The sequence below is a fragment of the Arsukibacterium indicum genome (assembly GCF_019100565.1).
In the GTDB taxonomy this organism is placed as follows: Bacteria; Pseudomonadota; Gammaproteobacteria; order Enterobacterales; family Alteromonadaceae; genus Alishewanella; species Alishewanella indicum.
In genome coordinates this window covers 45,871-65,470 of sequence record NZ_JAHRID010000003.1, presented here as the reverse complement: position 1 = coordinate 65,470, position 19,600 = coordinate 45,871, and the positions used below count along the sequence as shown (strand labels likewise).

General features: G+C 45.8%; 21 protein-coding genes and 1 tRNA gene. 9 read left to right on the top strand and 13 right to left on the bottom strand.

Translation table 11 applies throughout. From position 1 onward, the window contains the following. Positions 1 to 11: 11 nt before the first annotated feature. The 3 genes from KQY15_RS07550 to pepA are packed head-to-tail and all read right to left on the bottom strand — an operon-like array spanning position 12 to position 4,855. Positions 12 to 2,882, bottom strand: coding sequence for a valine--tRNA ligase (locus tag KQY15_RS07550; RefSeq protein ID WP_217668584.1), 2,871 nt, complete (start codon positions 2,880 to 2,882; stop codon positions 12 to 14). Positions 2,883 to 2,897: 15 nt separating this feature from the next. Further along, positions 2,898 to 3,347: a DNA polymerase III subunit chi gene (locus KQY15_RS07545; protein ID WP_217668583.1), complete on the bottom strand. Its 450-nt coding sequence runs from the start codon at positions 3,345 to 3,347 to the stop codon at positions 2,898 to 2,900. After that, positions 3,347 to 4,855 carry a leucyl aminopeptidase gene (gene pepA, locus KQY15_RS07540; RefSeq protein WP_217668582.1) on the bottom strand — a complete coding sequence of 503 codons (1,509 nt, stop codon included), beginning with the start codon at positions 4,853 to 4,855 and terminating at the stop codon, positions 3,347 to 3,349. Before pepA ends, KQY15_RS07545 begins: the two co-directional genes overlap by 1 nt. A gap of 213 nt (positions 4,856 to 5,068) precedes the next feature. Here pepA and lptF point away from each other — a divergent pair, with 213 nt between their 5' ends. After that, complete coding sequence (lptF, locus tag KQY15_RS07535) at positions 5,069 to 6,175, top strand: LPS export ABC transporter permease LptF (RefSeq protein ID WP_217668581.1); 1,107 nt, start codon at positions 5,069 to 5,071, stop codon at positions 6,173 to 6,175. 1 nt (position 6,176) lies between these two features. Next, a complete protein-coding gene (gene lptG, locus KQY15_RS07530; protein ID WP_217668580.1) occupies positions 6,177 to 7,244 on the top strand; it encodes an LPS export ABC transporter permease LptG in 1,068 nt (355 codons plus the stop codon). Between the two features lie 3 nt (positions 7,245 to 7,247). Here lptG and KQY15_RS07525 read toward each other — a convergent pair whose 3' ends face one another. Further along, positions 7,248 to 7,751 carry an RDD family protein gene (locus tag KQY15_RS07525; RefSeq protein ID WP_217668579.1) on the bottom strand — a complete coding sequence of 168 codons (504 nt, stop codon included), beginning with the start codon at positions 7,749 to 7,751 and terminating at the stop codon, positions 7,248 to 7,250. A 370-nt stretch (positions 7,752 to 8,121) separates the two neighbouring features. On the opposite strand from KQY15_RS07525, the gene KQY15_RS07520 reads away from it, so the two are divergent. Continuing rightward, a tRNA-Leu gene (locus KQY15_RS07520) sits at positions 8,122 to 8,208 on the top strand. Between the two features lie 18 nt (positions 8,209 to 8,226). Here the strand turns inward: KQY15_RS07520 and KQY15_RS07515 are convergent. Then, positions 8,227 to 9,060: an ImmA/IrrE family metallo-endopeptidase gene (locus tag KQY15_RS07515; RefSeq protein WP_217668578.1), complete on the bottom strand. Its 834-nt coding sequence runs from the start codon at positions 9,058 to 9,060 to the stop codon at positions 8,227 to 8,229. Then, positions 9,044 to 9,370, bottom strand: a complete 327-nt coding sequence (locus KQY15_RS07510; RefSeq protein WP_217668577.1) for a helix-turn-helix domain-containing protein — start codon at positions 9,368 to 9,370, stop codon at positions 9,044 to 9,046. Before KQY15_RS07510 ends, KQY15_RS07515 begins: the two co-directional genes overlap by 17 nt. Before the next feature lie 208 nt (positions 9,371 to 9,578). Here KQY15_RS07510 and KQY15_RS07505 point away from each other — a divergent pair, with 208 nt between their 5' ends. Genes KQY15_RS07505 through KQY15_RS07480 form a run of 6 tightly spaced genes read left to right on the top strand, consistent with a single transcriptional unit; the run spans position 9,579 to position 13,733 of the window. Next, on the top strand, positions 9,579 to 10,544 hold the full coding sequence (locus KQY15_RS07505) for a CBASS oligonucleotide cyclase (protein ID WP_217668576.1): 966 nt from the start codon (positions 9,579 to 9,581) through the stop codon (positions 10,542 to 10,544). 8 nt (positions 10,545 to 10,552) lie between these two features. Continuing rightward, the gene (locus KQY15_RS07500) at positions 10,553 to 11,068 is read left to right on the top strand and encodes an HORMA-1 domain-containing protein (protein ID WP_217668575.1); all 516 of its coding nucleotides are present in this window, start codon (positions 10,553 to 10,555) and stop codon (positions 11,066 to 11,068) included. Beyond that, the gene (locus tag KQY15_RS07495; RefSeq protein ID WP_217668574.1) at positions 11,068 to 11,997 is read left to right on the top strand and encodes an AAA family ATPase; all 930 of its coding nucleotides are present in this window, start codon (positions 11,068 to 11,070) and stop codon (positions 11,995 to 11,997) included. Before KQY15_RS07500 ends, KQY15_RS07495 begins: the two co-directional genes overlap by 1 nt. A gap of 39 nt (positions 11,998 to 12,036) precedes the next feature. Beyond that, on the top strand, positions 12,037 to 12,798 hold the full coding sequence (locus tag KQY15_RS07490; RefSeq protein WP_217668573.1) for a DUF6602 domain-containing protein: 762 nt from the start codon (positions 12,037 to 12,039) through the stop codon (positions 12,796 to 12,798). Continuing rightward, entirely contained in the window at positions 12,791 to 13,258 is a 468-nt protein-coding gene (locus tag KQY15_RS07485) for a hypothetical protein (protein WP_217668572.1), read from the top strand. The genes KQY15_RS07490 and KQY15_RS07485 overlap by 8 nt, the downstream gene beginning before the upstream one ends. A gap of 58 nt (positions 13,259 to 13,316) precedes the next feature. Further along, positions 13,317 to 13,733, top strand: a complete 417-nt coding sequence (locus tag KQY15_RS07480) for a hypothetical protein (RefSeq protein WP_217668571.1) — start codon at positions 13,317 to 13,319, stop codon at positions 13,731 to 13,733. 129 nt (positions 13,734 to 13,862) lie between these two features. On the opposite strand, the gene KQY15_RS07475 is transcribed toward KQY15_RS07480, so the two are convergent. The 7 genes from KQY15_RS07475 to KQY15_RS07445 form a co-directional block, all read right to left on the bottom strand. Then, positions 13,863 to 14,126, bottom strand: a complete 264-nt coding sequence (locus tag KQY15_RS07475) for a helix-turn-helix domain-containing protein (RefSeq protein ID WP_254795535.1) — start codon at positions 14,124 to 14,126, stop codon at positions 13,863 to 13,865. Beyond that, positions 14,126 to 14,533 (bottom strand): DUF2787 family protein, encoded by a 408-nt coding sequence (locus KQY15_RS07470; protein WP_217668570.1) that lies wholly within the window; start codon positions 14,531 to 14,533, stop codon positions 14,126 to 14,128. Before KQY15_RS07470 ends, KQY15_RS07475 begins: the two co-directional genes overlap by 1 nt. A 27-nt stretch (positions 14,534 to 14,560) precedes the next feature. Beyond that, the gene (locus KQY15_RS07465) at positions 14,561 to 15,007 is read right to left on the bottom strand and encodes a JAB domain-containing protein (protein WP_217668569.1); all 447 of its coding nucleotides are present in this window, start codon (positions 15,005 to 15,007) and stop codon (positions 14,561 to 14,563) included. A gap of 56 nt (positions 15,008 to 15,063) precedes the next feature. Continuing rightward, on the bottom strand, positions 15,064 to 15,522 hold the full coding sequence (locus tag KQY15_RS07460; RefSeq protein ID WP_217668568.1) for a DUF6641 family protein: 459 nt from the start codon (positions 15,520 to 15,522) through the stop codon (positions 15,064 to 15,066). Positions 15,523 to 15,554: 32 nt separating this feature from the next. Next, positions 15,555 to 17,567 (bottom strand): AAA family ATPase, encoded by a 2,013-nt coding sequence (locus KQY15_RS07455; RefSeq protein WP_217668567.1) that lies wholly within the window; start codon positions 17,565 to 17,567, stop codon positions 15,555 to 15,557. A 2-nt stretch (positions 17,568 to 17,569) separates the two neighbouring features. After that, positions 17,570 to 18,487, bottom strand: coding sequence for a tyrosine-type recombinase/integrase (locus tag KQY15_RS07450; protein ID WP_254795533.1), 918 nt, complete (start codon positions 18,485 to 18,487; stop codon positions 17,570 to 17,572). Positions 18,488 to 18,598: 111 nt separating this feature from the next. Further along, positions 18,599 to 19,477 (bottom strand): hypothetical protein, encoded by an 879-nt coding sequence (locus tag KQY15_RS07445; RefSeq protein WP_217668566.1) that lies wholly within the window; start codon positions 19,475 to 19,477, stop codon positions 18,599 to 18,601. Between the last annotated feature and the right edge of the window lie 123 nt (positions 19,478 to 19,600).

The following is a 19,600-nucleotide window of genomic DNA, read 5'->3' as shown; positions in this document are numbered from 1 at the left end:
TATTAACCAGCTTACAGCGCTGAAATTTCTGCTTGTTGTGCCTGCAGTTTAACCAGAGCCTGCTCTAGCTCAGCTTGTTTTTCCCGTTCTTTGGCCAGGACAGCCTCTGGTGCTTTAGCAACAAAGCCCGGGTTATTCAGCTTGCCGCTAACCCGTGCCAGTTCCTGTTGCGTTTTTTCCAGCTGCTTGCCAATCCGGTTGAGCTCTGCTTCTTTATCAATTAGGCCTGCCATCGGGATCATTAAATCCATGCTACCGACCAGCTGAGTTGCACTGGCCGGCGCCTTCTGAGCACTATCTAATACCGTCACGCTGTCGAGTTTTGCCATCACCATTAAAAAGTTCTGGTTCTGCTGTAAGCGACGCTGTTCGTCAGTATTCAGGTTGCGCAGTAATACGGCAAGTGGCTTGCTGGGGGCAATGTTCATTTCACCACGGACATTGCGAATGGCTGTAATGACCGCTTTCAACCATTCTAAATCGGCCATAGCGGTGTCATCTGCCAGCCGGGCATCAAACTGCGGATAGGGTTGTAGCATGATGCTGTCCGCTTTGCTGCTATCAATGACAGACGCTGCCAGTGGTTTAACCGACTGCCAGATGGTTTCGGTAATAAATGGCATTATCGGATGCATCAACCGCAGCAGGCTCTCCAGCACAGTAACCAGAGTGTGGCGGGTGCCGCGCTGCTCAGCCTCAGTGCCTTTAAACAGTACCGGTTTGGTCAGCTCTAAATACCAGTCACAGAACTGGTTCCAGGTAAACTCATACAGAGCCGAGGCAGCCAAGTCGAAGCGGTAGCTGTCGATATACTGATTAACCTGTTTTACCGTTTGCTGGTATTGCGCCAAAATCCATTTATCAGCCAGTGATAATTGTTTTGTTTCAGTGCCAAAACCGCAGTCTTTGTCTTCGGTATTCATCAGCACATAGCGGCTGGCATTCCACAGCTTGTTGCAGAAATTTCGGTAGCCCTCTAAACGTTTCATATCCCAGTTAATATCACGGCCTGTCGACGCCAGTGAGGCCAGGGTAAAACGCACTGCATCGGTGCCACTTGCAGTGATACCATCAGGGAATTGTTGCTCGGTTTGTTTAGCTATTTTTTCGGCCAGCTTGGGTTGCATTAAATTACTGGTGCGTTTAGCCAGTAAGTCGGGCAGGCTGATGCCGTCAATCATATCCAGCGGGTCAATAACATTGCCCTTGGATTTTGACATCTTATCGCCGTTTTCATCCCGGATAAGGCCGGTAACATAAACGGTTTTAAATGGCACCTGTGGTTTACCATCATCATCTTTAATAAAGTGCATGGTCATCATAATCATCCGGGCTACCCAGAAGAATATGATGTCAAAACCGGTTACCAGTACGTCAGTTGGGTGAAAGGTTTTTAAATCGTCGGTCTGCTTCGGCCAGCCCAGTGTGGAAAATGTCCACAATGCTGAGCTGAACCAGGTATCCAGCACATCATCGTCCTGGCGCAGCGCCAAATCAGCCGTTAACTGATATTTATTGCGAACTTCCTGCTCACTGCGGCCAACATATACTCCGCCGTCATTGTCATACCAGGCCGGAATGCGATGGCCCCACCAAAGCTGACGCGAAATACACCAGTCCTGAATGTCACGCATCCAGCTGAAGTACATGTTTTCATATTGCTTGGGTACAAATTCAATCTGGCCGCTTTGTACTGCTTCAACAGCTGTTTTGGCCAGTGGTGCCACCCGTACATACCATTGATCGGTCAGTAAGGGTTCAATAACTACGCCACTGCGATCACCATAAGGCAGGGTGTTGGTTAAGTTTTCGACTTTTTCCAGCAAACCTGCCTGTTCAAATGCCGCTACAATGGCTTTACGTGCTTCGTAGCGGTCCAGCCCCTGATATGTATCAGGAATAGCGGCGGTCATTGCCGGGTTATGCTCACCGTTAAAGTGGAAGCATTCTCCTTCGCTGCGAATGGTGGCATCCTGGGTCATGATATTGATCATCGGTAACTGATTACGTTTACCTACTTCATAATCATTAAAATCGTGAGCCGGTGTGATCTTGACGCAACCGGTTCCTTTGTCTTTGTCGGCATGCTCATCACTTATTACCGGTATCCGGCGATTTACCAATGGCAGCAGCACCTCTTTGCCAAGCAATGCCTGATAGCGCTCATCGGCCGGGTTAACGGCAACAGCGGTGTCACCTAACATGGTTTCCGGCCGGGTTGTAGCGACGACGAGGTAGTTTTTACCGTCATCGGTTAGCACACCGTCAGCCAGTGGGTAGCGTAAATGCCACATATGGCCTTGCTGCTCTTTGTTTTCCACTTCCAGATCTGAGATAGCGGTGTGCAGTTTCGGGTCCCAGTTTACCAGGCGTTTGCCGCGGTAAATTAAGTCGTCCTGATATAATCTGACAAAGACTTCCTGAACGGCCTCGGATAATCCTTCATCCATGGTAAAGCGCTCACGCTCCCAGTCGACCGAGTTACCCAGCCGGCGCATTTGTGAGGTAATAGTGCCGCCGGACTCTGCTTTCCAGTCCCACACTTTTTCAATAAAGGCATCACGCCCCATCTGGTGGCGGCCGGGCAGGCCAGCTGCTGCCAGTTGCCGTTCCACTACCATCTGGGTAGCGATACCAGCATGATCGCTGCCAACCTGCCATAAGGTGTTTTTGCCGCGCATCCGCTGGTAGCGGGTCATCGCATCCATTATGGTTTGCTGAAAGGCATGGCCCATATGCAGGCTGCCCGTAACATTTGGTGGCGGGATCATGATGCAGTAGCTGCCATTACCGGTGTCGCCGGCCGGTTTAAAATAGCCTTTGCTTTCCCATGCGCTGTACATGGCTTGTTCTATCTGACTGGGATTAAATGTTTTTTCCATGAGAGTACCTGTTGTTCAGTCGGCATTGACAGTAGCAGGGGTAATTCCCGACTGACGATATTGCTTATAACGTTCCCGGGCCTGCGCTTTGGCAGTGGCCTCAGCCGGAACAAATTCGATAATGTCGGCAAACCGCCTGACAAAGTCCGGCATGTCTGGTGCAAGATTAATCAGCACCTGGCGGCTTTGCCTGGGAGGTTGCCAGCTTATTTCAACCGGTGCACCGCGGGCCGGGCCTTCACCACTCAGGTTATGTGGTACAAAGCTGTCGGCATCAAACTGCCACAGTAACTGGTCGATTAGTTCGGCATCTTGCTGGCTGGCAGTATAAACAAAAACCCGTTGGTTAGCGCGGTAAAAGTTAGCGCATAACTGACAGGCTAAAGCAAAATGAGCTGGCACAGTGCTCAGCTCATTTGCAAGAGATTGCTGGCTTTCAGCCAGCACATAAAAGGTAACCGTCATCAGTGATCCTGATTGTGGCCAGCACGGTTAATTAAAAACTGAGTTAACAATGCCACTGGCCGACCCGTCGAGCCTTTGTCTTTACCGCCACTGCGCCAGGCTGTGCCGGCAATATCCAGATGAGCCCAGTTATATTTGCGGGTAAACCGTGATAAAAAGCAGGCAGCAGTAATAGTGCCGGCAGCACGGCCACCTAAGTTACTGAAATCGGCGAAGGGGCTTTCCAGTTGTTCCTGATAATCATCCCATAGTGGCAGGCGCCAGGCGCGATCGCCGCTTTGCTCAGACGCGTTCAGAATTTCATGTGCCAGCGGGTTGTGATTACTAAGCAGGCCAGAGGCATGTTTACCAAGGGCAATAACGCAGGCGCCGGTTAAAGTGGCTACATCAATGACCAGTTCCGGGTCAAAGCGTTCAGCATAGGTCAGGGCATCGCATAGTACCAGCCGGCCTTCGGCGTCAGTATTCAGTACCTCAACGGTCTGACCTGACATAGTTGTTAAAATATCACCAGGGCGGTAGGCATTGGCATCGGGCATATTCTCAGCAGCAGCAAGTATTGCAACGATATTGACCGGTAAACCCAGCGCGATAACTGAATGCATGGTGCCCAGCACCGAGGCGGCGCCACACATGTCGTATTTCATTTCATCCATGCCATCGCCCGGCTTTAAACTGATACCGCCTGAGTCAAATGTCAGGCCTTTACCAATTAATACCATCGGGGCGCTGTCGTTGCCGGCACCGTTGTATTTGATTACCGACATTTTCGGGCCGTTTACTGAGCCACGACCAACTGCCAGGTACGAGTTCATGCCATGGCTGGCCAGTTCTTCGGCACCCAGCACTTCAACACTTACCTTGTCAGATAGCTCAACCAATGCCTGCGCCTGCTCGGCCAGATAAGCCGGGGTGCAGATATTCGGCGGCAGATTGCCAACGTCTTTACACTGCTTAATACCAGCAGCTATAGCCAGACCTTGTTCTACCGCACGCTCGCCAATGGTTAAATCACGCCGGGTAGGTACGTTAAAAACAATTTTACGCAGCGGCCGGCGGGTTTCGTCTTTTTTGCTTTTTAAACGGTCAAACACATACAGGCAGTCCTGAGTGGTTTCCACCGCATGGCGCACTTTCCAGTAAGTATCACGGCTTTTGACATGCAACTCAGATAAAAAGCATACCGCTTCCATTGAACCGGTTTCATTCAGGGTGCTGATCGTTTTAGCAATGATCTGGCGGTATTGCCGCTCGTCCAATTCACGTTCTTTGCCACAGCCAACCAATAATACCCGCTCACTAAGCACATTAGGGACATGGTGTAATAACAGCATTTGACCCGGTTTGCCTTCTAAATCGCCGCGGCGTAATAAATTGCTGATATAACCTTCACTGATTTTATCCAGTTGCTCTGCTACTGCGGAAAGACGACGTGGTTCGTATACGCCAACAACAATACATGCGCTGCGTTGTTTTTCCGGACTTCCGCTTTTAACGCTGAACTCCATACTTACTCCTGATTCTAAAAGACTGTGCTACTATAGCCGTTAACAAATGTCGTTGTGCTAAGGCGCAAGCTGATTACATGGCTGAATTCTACCGCGAATTGAGAAAAAAGCTCGGCTTTCACGGTACTTTGCCTGATAATAATTGTTATAAATATCAAGTTTACTTAAAAATTGCCAGGTTTCCAGCAAAAAGACAGGTTTTAGGGGGCATTTTTGATTATTTTTCGCTATCTGATTGGGGAAGTCTTTCGCGCCCAATTGGCTGTCTTTGTTATTCTTACCAGCATTATTATCAGCCAGCGTTTTGTAAAAATTCTGGCCGATGCCTCTGAAGGTGATTTGCCGGGCCGGCTGGTCATGAGTATCGTTGCGCTTAAATTGCCCCAGCTTGCAGTTATAATTCTGCCATTAAGTGCATTTTTAGGTATTTTAGTGGCTTATGGTCGGGTATACGCTGACAGTGAAATGACAGTGTTGCATGCGACCGGGGTCAGTGAGTGGTATGTCACCCGCCTTACTTTGTTGTTGTCGGTGTTAATGGCCATTCTGGCTGGCAGTGTTACCTTATATCTGAGCCCATGGGCTACGGAGCGCGAATATCAGTTACTGGAAAAAGCTGACAGTAATGTTGGCTTATTTTCACTGGTGCCGGGGCGCTTTCAGCACACCGCAAATGAGCAAGCCGTTATTTTTGTGCAGGAAATCAGCCGTTCAGGTAATAATTTATCGCGGGTCTTTGTTGCCCAAACAGAACTTCATGGTGAGCAGGCCCGGCACGCTATTGTTTACGCCGAAACCGGTGCTGTGAGCGAAGATGCAGCCAGCGGTGCTCAAATGCTGGAATTACAGCAGGGCCGCAGATACGCCGGCGACGGTCGCTCACCAGCCTATGAAGTTACCGAGTTTGGCCGCTATCAAATTCAGCTACGGGAACAACAAGTTGAGCAGCGCCGGCGTAAACTCAGTAGTTTAAGTACTCCATTGTTATTGCAACAGCAAAGTGCGGAGGCCGCTGCAGAATGGCACTGGCGGATAGCTATTCCGTTATCTATCCCTATTCTTACTTTGATAGCAGTGCCATTGAGCCGGGTTAACCCACGTCAGGGCAAATTTGGCAGGTTGTTACCAGCTTTGCTGCTGTATCTGGGCTACTATGCGCTATTGATTATTGGTCGTTCGGCACTGGAAGACGGCAAAATCCCCCCTGAGTTCGGCATGTGGTGGCTGCATGGCAGTGCGCTGCTGCTTGGTCTGTTTTTAATTCTGCGAAACCGCTCTGGTGCCCGGCGTTTTCGGGCCTGGGTAGCGAGGCGCGCCTGATATGCTGAAGATCCTTGATATATATATAGGCCGCACTATCCTGGCCACCTCGGCACTTACCTTGAGTGTTTTAATTGTATTGTCGGCACTGTTCCGGTTTATTGACCAGATGCGTTCGATTGGTCGAGGTTATTATGACATGGTACATGCTGCATTATTTACCTTGTACAGCATGCCTGGCGATGTCGTGTTATTTTTCCCGATGGCCGCATTAATTGGTGGCTTGATTGGAATGGGCATGCTGGCCAGTAGTAGTGAGTTGGTTGTTATGCAGGCCGCCGGTTTGTCGCGGCTTAATATTATTAACTCGGTGATGAAATCAGCCATTGTTATGGTGCTGATAGTGATGGCGGTAGCCGAGTGGGGGGCGCCGGTAAGCGACAGAACCGCGCGGGAACTCAGAATTAAAGCTATTTCCGACGGTAACCTGTTTGCTGCGCGTCAGGGCGTATGGGCCAAAGATGGCGACAGCTTTGTTAATATTAAAGAGGTTGACGACGTTGGAAACCTCGCTGGTTTAACTATCTATAAATTTGGCAGTGATTTGCAACTGGAAACCATTATCAGTGCAGACAGCGCGGCATATCGTAATGAGCGTTGGCGGCTTGAGAATGTTACCGAGCTGTCTTTTTCTGCCGAACGGGTGTTGCAAAATAACGTGGAGCAGCTGCAGTGGCGTTCCAGCTTAAGCCCTGACAAACTTGGTGTGGTAACTATTAAGCCCGAAATGTTGTCAATTACCGGTTTAGCCCGGTATGTCGATTATCTGGAGCAGAATGATCAGGAAGCCAGCCGCTATGAGCTGGCTTATTGGCGTAAAGTACTGCAGCCGTTGTCAGTTGCCGCCATGCTGTTACTGGCGCTGAGTTTTATTTTCGGGCCATTGCGCAGTGTAACCATGGCAGCAAGGGTGCTGCTCGGTATTCTCACCGGCTTTGGCTTTTTTATGAGTAACGAGCTGTTTGGCCCGCTGGCGCTGGTGTATCAGTTACCACCGCTGGCCGGCGCCATGCTGCCCAGTTTGCTGTTTATGGCACTGGCGGTGTACCTGATGCGCAAAAAAGTCTAGCTGTCAGCCTGCGGTTTTATGCACATTCAGGCTTTTACTGTGATCTTTACTTATCACCACCATCTGGCTGGCGGTAAGCTGGTCCTGCAATGCCAGGCCTTTACCCCAGCGTAGCCACAGCCAGACATTTCCTAAGCCGAATAACGCCAGCAATGCCCGGGCCAGCGCCTGCGGTGGGCTAAGCGGCAAGCCATTTTGCTTAACTACGACTATTCGCCAGGCGCGCATACCCAGGGTCTGGCCTGCTTTACACCAGAAATACACATAAAAGCTTAATATCACCGCCACCAGGTAGCTGAAGTACAGCCAGCGGCGCAGCCCGGTATTTAAGTAATCCGCAATATCCGTGTAACCGCTCAGGTTAACCAGACCGACCCAGGCCAGCAGTTGCACCAGCAGCATAGCAACACCGGCAGCCAGCATCACCAGCGCCGCTAATACCAGAATATCGTAAATTATTGCCGCTAAACGGCGGGCAAAACCGGCACGGGGGGCATTGGCAAGCATAACTGTGTCCTGTATCAAAACTTGGCCAAGTTTAACACGGCGAGGTTTTTTTACGATCCTGCGCCGGGCTTTTTTCGCTGCTGCTGGTTATTTGTGCAATTAAAAGCCAATTAAAACAAAGTGTCATAAAAGCACTTGCCAAGCTTTAGCAGCACCGTATAATGCAGGCGTTTACCTCAAAATATCCCTCAGTGCCTGGGTGGCGAAATCGGTAGACGCAGCGGATTCAAAATGCAAAGCGTCTTCGAATGTGGTAGACATAACCTGTTGAATAGTCTACGATTCAGCGAAGGTTAAAAGTGCAGGTCGCTTGCAAAGTTTTGCAAAGGTCTGTAACTAGGTTAGTTACAAAAGAAAAAGTCCTCTCAATGCCTGGGTGGCGAAATTGGTAGACGCAGTGGATTCAAAATCCACCGTTGGCGACAACGTGCCGGTTCGAGTCCGGCCCTAGGCACCATAATAAGATGTTCTCTTGTTAGTACCTATTCAAATGTATCAATGAGAGTTTAAAATCGTAAAGCTCAGAATTTATCAGTATTTCCTCACAGTTCTGTCCAAACCAAACATCGTTGTTGTGTTTTGCTGACATAGATGTCATCTGAAGAAAAATAGTTTCTGAAGCAAGTGACTTTTCAGGAACAGGGATTGGTTGCCTATTAGATGTTTTGAGATAAAATCCCGATTTATATGCTGATTGACTTGATCTAGCCCACAGTACAAATCCATCTCTTGAAACGACCAAAACTGATTTGCTTTCTGTATACTCAAGCCACCTGAGTATTGCCGCGACAAGCGAAACTCCATAGCGGTTTGCACACTGGCTAATTAATTCGATGCTGGCTTTTATATTTGCAGGAACTTGTAATCTATAGTCATCCAACGGCATTAATAAGTTTGCGGCAAATACATTCGCCTCATGTTCCATCTGACGATACTCTGAATCCCATCTCACTAGATCCTGTTCACCACATTGAATTCCATCTGGATGTTCAAGGCGATGAATGAGATAGTGACCAAACTCATGAGCAAGCGTAAAGTTAAGACGACCTGGGGAACTAATGTCCTTATTATAAATTATTCCCCAACCTTTTTTATGAGCTGGCGCTTTAAACAAGCCAGCTTCAAAAGATGGCAATGAAGCCCCTTTTATCATAGATATTGGGTCATCAGGATAAAGGTTCCTAGATATCTCTTCAGCTGTAAGCTTAACGTCAACTGGAAATCTTGATAATCCTGGAACAGCATTGAGAATGTTAGTTAATTTGTAAGCCCATTTATAGGGACTTTGTTGTTTAGTCAGAATCGTCATCCCATAGTTCTGCTATTGAACGAATTTTTGCTTTAGCTTTATCGTCCATCTGTTTATATTTTCTATAGAACCGAGCATCCGCTGCATCTTCAATTGTTAAGCTTCCATCAGTATCTAATAAATACTCTATAGTAACTCCAAGTTGTTCGGCAATTTTTCCAAGCTTTTCTGCTGATGGTCGTGGGGGTGTTTTATTTTCTAGTTCCCATATATAACTTTTACTTGAACCTGTAAGTTCAGCCAATTTTTCCAAAGTAAAACCTTTAGACTTTCTAAGATCCCTTATTTTATCTGCCAGAGCAGTACTCATTGGGGGTGTACCTCAGTTTGATAAAAAAGTTCGGTATAGACGTACATTATAGGCTTGACTATCGGAAAAATCCATGTCTAAAATGTTCGGAGTACTGAACATATTTTGCTTTTTTTGTGTTACTTGAGCCGGTTCGTCGGTATATAAGTTAAAGCATGTAAGCAAAGTTGAGATACGCGTTGATTAACGCTTTAGACGGAGGTGCACAATGGCACGCTTACATGTAGACCACAAAGATTTAGTGAAATTTGCAAATGATAGAGTCAACTTACCCAAAGAAAAAGCTGACGAATATAGGGCTCAAGCACGAAGATTGGCTGATAAATTAGAAAATTACATCAGCGAGCACCCTACCTTTTCCATTAAACGGATTATGCTTTCTGGAAGTTTGGCCAAAGGGACTGCTCTTAGATCTCTCAACGATGTGGACATGGCGTGTTATATATCAGGGGCGGAAGCTCCTACTGATGTAAAAGAGCTTCTGGAATATGTTGCGGAGCGATTGCGCACCGCGTTTCCAAATTTTAAACCAGATCAAGTCAAGCCTCAGACTTACAGTATTACCGTCTCATTTATGGGTAGTGGTTTGGATGTCGATATCGTTCCTATTCTTTACTATGGCGATAAAGAATGGAAAGGCGATTTGGTAAGTCAAGAAAATGGTTCCTATCTTGAAACTAGTATACCAATGCATCTTGAATTTATTAGGAAAAGAAAGAGTGCTAATCATACCCATTTTTCTCAGGTTGTAAGACTTATAAAGTTTTGGACCAGAAAAGAAAAACGGGAACGAAGTGATTTTAGATTCAAATCATTTATGGTTGAGTTGGTATTAGCCCACCTAGTAGATAACGGTCAGGATTTGTCTGACTATCCTGAGGCACTACAAAGCTTTTTTACCTATTTAGCATCTAGCGAATTACGGGAGAAAATCATATTCACTGATTACTACAGTCGAAACTCTGTAGGGAACTTCAAGGAGCCATGTCAGATTATTGACCCTGTTAATACCAGCAACAATGTTGCAGGTCTTTATACAGAAATGAATCTCAAGGTAATTGCAGAAGCAGCTCTGGATGCAGGTGATGCAATAGATGCTGCCTTAGCTGCGACTACTAAAGAGAAAACAGTGTACTACTGGCAAAAAGTGTTTGGCTCAACTTTTGACGTGTGAGGTTAAAAATGACTTCAAGTTTCACTCAATCCTATTCTCAAACTTTCACTGTTACGCATGCTAAGCACCTAGCATCCAAAGTTGCAGCAGATCTCAAACGTATTCAAAGGTTTTATCAGAATGGTCCCACAGATCTACAAATTGAAAAATTTGAACAAGAACTTGTTCTTCTCTTGAAACATGGATATTTGGAAAGTGTTAAATATGGATTTCAAAGAAACGGGCAGTGGATTGAGCCTTCACTATTCTACACAGCTTCAGAAATTTCGAGCGGAAGTATTGATGACGATCCGGGAAAGGTAAGACCCAATAGAGATACTTCAGGTGCTGTATTTAGAAGCTTTTTAACTTACACAAGTAAATGGCATGCTTTATCAACACAGCAACAAGATGACTTTGATAATCAGTCACCTATAAGACGTGTTGGTGCGCCAGTCCCAACAATCAATGGATACCTAGAGAGCGATAGAAATTATAGCTCAGGCGGTTGCTCGCTTAACAGATCATCTGTAAGGACATGTTAATGACAGAAATAAATGAGTTGTTTGAAAAACGAACGATTTTCCCTGATGTCGATGCTAAAAGCAGGTTATCTCGGCTAGTTGGCATGGATGAGCGTAAACTAATGCTCACCAAAATTATTGGATTGTTAGTCAATCCAACTGGGTTGACTAATTGGCTTGATAAGAAACATCCCGATGCATATTTCTTAGCTGAGGCAGTGTTAAGGCGGCCTCCGTTGATTATTCTTGCCGGTGATGTTGGATCTGGAAAGTCTGAGTTAGCCGAAACTATTGGTGATGCAGTCGCAAGGCAAGAAAACATTGAGATTACTTTGCTACCAATGAGCTTAAGTACACGAGGTCAAGGTCGCGTAGGTGAAATGACTCAGTTGGTTACAGCTGCATTTGATACCACACTTGCTGAAGCCTCGAAGCTTAAGTCTATTGGCTCTTCTTCCAGAGGAGCGGTGATTCTCTTGATAGATGAAGCTGATGCATTGGCTCAGTCCCGTGAAGCTTCGCAAATGCATCATGAAGATCGAGCCGGAGTTAATGCATTTATTAGAGGCATAGATAGGATTGCTCAAGGTCAATTACCTGCAGCGGTCATTATGTGTACAAATCGATTAAATGCTTTAGACCCAGCAATACGACGGCGAGCTGCAGAAATAGTCACCTTTCAAAGACCAACTTTGGAACAACGTGCTCACTTACTAAATCATTTGTTGAAACCTGCCGGATTATCTACAAATGATATTCTGGATTTAGCACGTATTACTGGTAATTCTGATGATAGGAATTTCGGCTTTACTTTTTCAGACATTTCTCAACGCCTGATCCCATCAATAGTTTTGGATGCCTACCCAAATGGAACTATCAGCGCTTCGAGGGCTAAAGAAATAGCTAGTGCAATGGTACCTACCAAACCGTTTGTTGAAGAAAGTATTTAGTAATGATTTTTCATATTAGACTGATTTTTGGATGAACAGATGAATAAAGCAAAATCACTTTCTGATGTTGATGGAAGAGCTTTCCTTAGACAATCTTTTGCAGCTGAGCAGGATGTTCTAGGTTTACATTTAAAGTTAGCGTCAAAATCAGTGACTCATAACGGTGTAATGGGTGATATCAATGAAAAACATTTTATGCAAATGTTACGAAGGTATCTACCCAAAAGGTACGATGTAGACACTGGTATTGTTATTGACAGTAACGGGAAGAGCAGCCAGCAAATCGACATAGTGATTTTCGATAATCAGTATACTCCTACATTACTGGACCAGCAAAGTCATCGATACATTCCTGCTGAGGCGGTTTACTGTGTTCTTGAAGTCAAGCCCGAAGTTAATAAGGAATATATTTCCTACGCCAGGGATAAAGCCAAATCTGTCAGAAGCTTAGTAAGAACAAGTGTACCTATTGTGCATGCTGGCGGCCAATACCCTGCTAAAGCTCACTTTGAAATTATCGCTGGATTAATTGCACCAGATGTAGCTTGGGTGGGAGGGCTCCAGAGTGATGCGTTTGCATCAAGTATTGCCCAGACGGACGGTGAGTGTAAGTTGGATTTTGTTTTAGCACTTTCAGACCGATCTTTTGATTGTTTCTGGGGGCTCCACCATTTTAGTCCGCTAAATAACAGCATGGCATATCTGATCTTTAGGCTATTACAAAAGTTACAATCATTGGGAACTGTACCCGCGATTGATTGGAATGAATACGCAAAGGTTATGAGTGATATCGATGAGTAATAATTTCAGGATGGCTAAAAGGCGTAAGCTTTTTAGCCTGTTAGTAGACTTAAGAATTCATTTTTTGGAATTTTTAAGAAATTTGACTCCCCAAGTAATTATATTTTCTTTAGTTTTCCTCGTGGCTAGGAATTTGGATTTTACAAAGTTTGATATTTCGAATACTCCTGCAACATTATTGTTTTTTATCCTGCTGACAATAGGGGTTTATTCAGTGTGGGCCAATTCCACAATTTTCTTTGAGAGAGCAATGTTGGGTAAACTGCCATTTAAGCGTTCAGCTCGACTTCTAAGATATAGAGGATTTAGTGGTGTTAGCTTGATTTTTGTGAATTTAAAGTTTGCTTATCGGGTTAGAAAGCTACTTTTTCTTGAGTTAGTTTTATGTATGATTATTGTTCAGATTGGGGCTGTTATTGTTAGTGTATTGGCTTTGCGTTCAATGATTTCTACGCAGTGATAAATCACATGTCAGTCCAGTATGTCCGCTTTTTTATCAACTTAATGGTATAAATAATATGAAGATGAGTTTTACCAAAGTCTCCTTTCTAGTCGTGTTATCACTTTTAACTTCTCGTGCTGCCACTGCAAGTGATAAATTCTTGTTGACCTGTAAAGCAGCTGAGCCAGAACATAAGTTAATGTCAGAGCTTATATCCATTGAGTTGGATGCAAAAGGAAAGGAGGGTGTAGCTAAGTTCGTCTTAGCCAGCAAGGAAGTCTCTAACTACTTAATTGTCGAAGGCAATATGATGATAATCATGATTCTTCAAGATAAGGAAAATCCATGGGTCACTGAGAAGCTTGTAATTAATAGAATTACTGGCCAGTTTTTATATAGCAAGGAAACTAAGGAACGATATTTTTCAGATGGCTCAGAAAATAAAGAATTTGGTGGTCAGTGTGAGAAACGAGATTTTGAGATGAAATTTTGATTTTTCGTCAGTCATTCGTTATTTTCACTCGCTATTTTCGTATAAATAAATATGATTATTTGCAGATTGAGTATAATAAGGCTTGTGCCATGCAAGCCTTATCCGTGACTTGATAAAGCACTGTTGGTATTAGAGTTTACTTATCTGATTTATCGCAGAGCGATAATCAATCCCCAACCACCCGCAAAGCTCAATAAACTCCAAAATATCCAGCCCCCTAATTCCTTGCTCGATTTTGCCGAAGTAGCTATGTGGTTTACCGCTAATTGCTGATAGATCGCGCATGGTAAGACCTTTAGCCTTTCGCTGCTCACGTATCCAATTACCAAGAGCGATTCGCTTAGGGCTGGCTTTTAAGTGGGCTTCACCGCGTTTTGGTTTGTATGCTTCCATTAGCTTACCTCCACTTCAAAAACCCCCATATCCAGCCAGTAGGTTAAAAAGTTGTCCTCCCATATCGGGTAGATTTCTCTGGCGACTTCGATAGGGTAGTAGCCGGTCATATCCTGAAAGGTGCCAGCGATAAACTCGAAGTCCAAAGACTTCACCAGTTCGGCACAATCACCGATACCGGCATAACAAAAGTCGGTGATGTAGCAGATGTCATAACGGCCACTGGTGCCGGTAAGTAGTATTTCTACCGGGTGGTAGCCGCCGTGTTCTGCACTGTATTTCGGGTCCCGAAAGTTCACACAGACAAACTCTGCTAATGGCTCTCGGTGCGGCTCGATAACTTTTATCAATGCATCGATAAATCGCTTTGAAACAGGCAAAGCTAAGCTCTCGTACTGAATACGCATTATGTTTACTCCTGAATGGATTAGGTGTTACTGAAAAATTTCGGGATGGGTTTCTTGTAAGCTGGTGTACTGGTTCAGACCGATGATGATGTGATCCAGTACTGTGATATCCAGTGTTTTTGCCGCATCTATGATGTGACGGGTAATGCTGATATCTGCCCGGCTCGGGTCGGTCTTACCGGACGGATGGTTGTGAATCAGCATCACCACTTTTAAATTGAGAATGACTGCGGTTCTCAGTACTTCAGCCGGTCGTAAGGTGACGGCGTCAACACTGCCGGTAGCCACTACTTCGAAGCAGTTAATATCGTGCTGCTTGGTAAGGTTAACGACAATAAAGACTTCTTTCGTTTCATACTTCAGGTAGTCAAATAGTCGGGCTATGGCAGCAGGTTGATGCACTGGCATGCCGGTAATGTCGCAGTCGATTTCTTTGAACCGATACTTCACATCGATTTCGCGTAAGGTTGGCATAAGTCACCTCCAAAACCTCTAAAACTTTGGCCGGTACACTGACCGGCCATATCGCATCATTTCTTGTCAGTGGTTTTGGCTTTAGGCGGTTTCGGTGGTTTTGCTGGTGACAGTTGTAATATCTGCGTATCCAGCTCACCGCTCTCAACGGCCTTGATGATGGTGCTAATGACGGCTGGTAAGTCTTCTTTCTTGCCGACATCAATAGCCGCTTTGCCTTTGTCCAGCTCCAGCGTTTTAAGCCCGACTTTGATTTCAAAGTAGTAGTGCTCGTTGTCATCAAAGTACCAGGGGCGAACCGCTTTGCGTGTGCGCACGGTTTTGCGCTCACCGGTTTCGGGGTCCTTCACCTTTTTATCCTTAAAGGCTTCATAAGCCTGACCATCTAACATGGCCTGCGCCATTGCCTGCTGCTCATCCAGCTTTTCAATCAGTTTTAGGCGTTTGCCTAAGATGGGTGGTTTGGGCTCAATTTTTGGGCGAGCGATAACCTTGAGCGAACTCAATATAGACATAGTGTGTTTTCCTTATGGTGTTGGCTTAGTGGCTATTGCACAAAGCCGATTGGGGTTTTAGGTTGCTTGCGGTTGTTTTCATCGGTCAGCACGGCAAGCGCTAACTGACGATGTTCGTGCGTTGCGCTAAAGCGCAAACGACGGGTTAAAAGTGCAAAATCACCGGGTGTTAATCTGCTGAGCGAGCTTAGCTGCTCAGTCTCTAACGTTGATAGCTGTGGAACGCTCAGAGTGCGCTTATACAGCGTTAACACTTGTGGCGCGCTCAAGTAGTCACACTGCAGCTTGAAGTCGAAGCGGCGCAATATAGCGCTATCCAAAGCTGTTTCGAAATTAGTTGCAGCAAAGAGCGGGCAGCTAAAGCACTCAAGCTGCGCCAGCAGTTCGTTCACCACTTGCCGTTCGTGGTGCATGTTTAGCCGCTCCCGGCTGGTAAGCAGACTATCGACTTCATCTAACAGCAGCATCTGTTTGTTGCGGTGCGCTTGCTGAAATAGCCTTGCGATTTGTTTCTCAGAGCCGCCGACATATTTACTCAGCACATCCGAGCTTAATACGCGTTTTAACTCACGCTTGTGCTGCTCAGCTAAATGATGCGCCAGCGCGGTTTTACCCGTACCCGGTGGACCACTGATTAATACCCGTATCGGTGCGTTAGTCGCTACAGCATGGTTTATCTGCTTGAGCACCGCTGCGGACTGTTTGATGTTCAGTAGCGACATATCAAACGCCAGCTCTGCCTGATAGCGCATGCTGTCATCCCACAAGTCGCAGGCCGTCAGGCTGTTTTCTATCACATCCTCGATAACGCCTTGTGCCAGATTACGCTTCACACCCAGCGTTCTGGCAACATGGGAGGCGTTAGCCAGCAATGCCGGTGTCAGGTTCGGTGTTTTACTCAGCTGAACATGAAACTCACTGCTTACTCCTAAGCCTTTAAACTCCGCACGGCTCATTTTCTCCAGTACTTCGTCCTTGGGGGCATTAACCGACATCACAAGCTTAAAGCGGCGAATGTAGCTGTGCTCTAACTGGTCAACATAGTTGGTTATCCAGATAGTCGGCACCGCGTTTTGCTCCAGTAGCCGATGCACTGACTCTTTGGAATAATGCGTATCAGCGCTATAGAACAAGCTCTCGCATTCATCGACCAGCAACATCATGGCACTGCCGCCCATTAAGCTTTGCAGCATAGTGATGTACTGAATGCGCTGAGTGTCTGAGCTTTTCGCGCCAAACTCGTTAGATAAAAACCCATCGTCCATACGCATATTGCGGGCTTCATAGAGCGGTACGGATAAACTCTGCGCCAGCACTTTAGCCAGTGCCGTTTTACCACTACCGGCTTCGCCATAGAGTAGGATGTTTACACCACTAAGCTGCTGAATGATGGCCTCGGCCAGATAGCCTTGTAGCAGTGCCACATCGACATACTCAAAATCCTTAGTCGATAAACAAGTAGGCTCACTGGCGCATAACACATGCTGCAGCAGCTGCGATTTACTCTCTATCGTCTCACTGGTCAGCACATACAGCATACTGGCTGGTATGGTGATGTCCTGAAGCTCATTCAGATAACGGTCTACCAGTATTACGCCGTTTTGTTGCAAGACCGATAAGCTGTGTGACACATCCGTCGCCGTTAAACCTGAGACATTACACATCAGCTTTTCAAGTGCTTTATCTTCAAAGTAACCGCCAACAAAATCGACCAGCTGATTCAGCCCCTGATTAACGTTCATCAGCACCAGAAAGCCCAGTGCTGAACCAAACGAAGCCTCTACACCGAACAACGTACATAGCGTGGCAAGGTTCTTTTCAACTCGCTCTGTCAACTCTGGCTTAGTATCAGTAAAGGACAGGTGTTTAAGGGCGGTTTCACTTGTCAGCTCAGCATCTTCAAACGACTGACCCGTAATGCGTTTTAAAATGGAGCGGTTAACGTTCGTCATTTCGATATCAACGTCTATCAGGCTAATCACTTGCCTGGCATAAAACGCCGCCAGGTAATGACAGGGTAGCGGTGTGCGGGGTGGGGTAATCATGGCTACCTCCCACTATTACCATTACTACTGCCATAACTTAATGACCTTGCCGCCTGCTGCATAAACTGCATATCCCGCTTGTCGTAGATAGTGGTCGTCGTAATAGACGCATGACCGGCCATTTGCCGCACGGTATTTAAATCGACATTCTGCTCAAGCAAACGGGTAATAAAGGTGCGGCGTAAATCATGTGGTGACGCATTTTCGACGCCAATACGCTGCAGCTTGGTTTTAACCAGCCTTAGCACCAGCCACACACTTAATCCGGTAGTCAGTTTTACTTTGCCGTTAGCCTGCACCGGACAGAACAGATAACCGGGCTGCCTTGAGCGCAGTGTTAACCAGTTCTTTAAGTGGTTAAGGCTCCAATCAGGTAAGAACACCGTGCGGGATTTATTGCCCTTACCGTTACGCACCAACAGCGTCTGCTTGTTCGCATCGAAGTCTTTAAGCTCAAGCGCCACCAGCTCACTGCGACGAAGGCCGGTGCCGAGTAGTACGGCAAACATCGCAATATTGCGTATGCCGGTTTCGGTTCTTGAGCGCTCCAATAGCGTAAATAGCGCCTGAACCTGCTTCTGCGTAAGTGCGGTGCCTGGGTATTCGGCATGTTTAAGCTGACTCAGAGTGCTCAGCTGGCTTAACTGCTCGCTATCGGCCAGCTTCATCATCACAGCGATTTTGACGATATTACGGATAGCTACCTGTGCGCGGTTAATCGAGCGTGTTGCCCAACCAGCATGTTGCAGCATGGCACGTATTTGCAGCATGTCTTGATAGTTGATACGGTGAAAGCGTGCTTCATCGTCAACCGGCCAATCCATGATTTTAGCGACACTTCGAAGCTGTGACGCAATAGACTTTTTGCTATTAGCCGACAGTCTGCTCAGGTAAAGCGCATACGGCGAAGCTGTACTCATAGAGCACCTCGTTAGATAGTGATAATCAGATTGAAATAGGGTGAGAAAGGGAGCGCAAGAGATAGCGCTACACTATGGTAGCGCTGGTGTTGGTGGAATGGCGAGCGGTATTTATGACACGGGTTTTTGCAGATTTTTCATCATATCTTGGACTTCTGAAGCTATGTTCTCGCTAACTTTTTCAGAGATCAGCGAGTATGCATTAATCAGATTTTGTTGAGACAATACTGAAACGAGTGCCTTAGTAAGTGCTTTGTAACTATTCTTTGTTGTTTGACATTCGTAAGCGGCAACAAATTTTTCAAGTATTTCAACTCGCCTCAAAGTTGGATCAGTTGTAAGCTTTGCTTTCAAAGTTACCTCTTCAAGCTCGACTACTTTTTCTGAACTACTATCAGGCTCATTTTGTTTTAAGACGGCGCTAATCGCATCCTCAACAGATTGTCTCGTGACATGGGATTTATCTAAAACGTCTGTGTTATTCACTTCTTTCAAGTGCTCAATCACAAATAAGATTTCTTGCTCGTCCAATTTAGTCAGCGGTAAAAGACTATCTGTTGAGAGTGTTTCGACATATTCGACACCAAAATGGTCTTTTGCAATACGGGCTGCATTGACTATCCTGGACGCATTCGGGGGGGTTAAAGATAGGTTTTCTTCAACAAACTTGCCGAAAGATTTGTAACCTTTACCAATTAGCTTATAAGCTTCCGTGTCATGGAGTAGTAGTAGCGCAATTTTCTGCTTCTTTTCGGAGCTGACTGCTATATCCTTAAGTTTCTCAGCGTCGGATTTCGCAAGTAGGGTTTTGTTCTTTTTTAATAAATTTTTGATACTCTTTAACTCTGTGTCTAGCAAAAGAGAAAAGTGCCCAACTGAAAACTCAGGTAAAATTTCTTTCTTTATTAATTTTTTGTTTTTCTTGGTTTCGTCTTTCTTTGGTGCAGACTCCACCGATTCGTTCTTTAACTTTTTGCGTTTCACTGCCATATTGAATTTTCCCTAAAATGGTTGTTTATAGAGTTAATCGGAAAAGTTGCGAGTTCGCAATTTTTTAGCTGGTAAATATTCGCTTAAATGTCAGAAGAAAATTATTTAGTGCTATATTTCAAG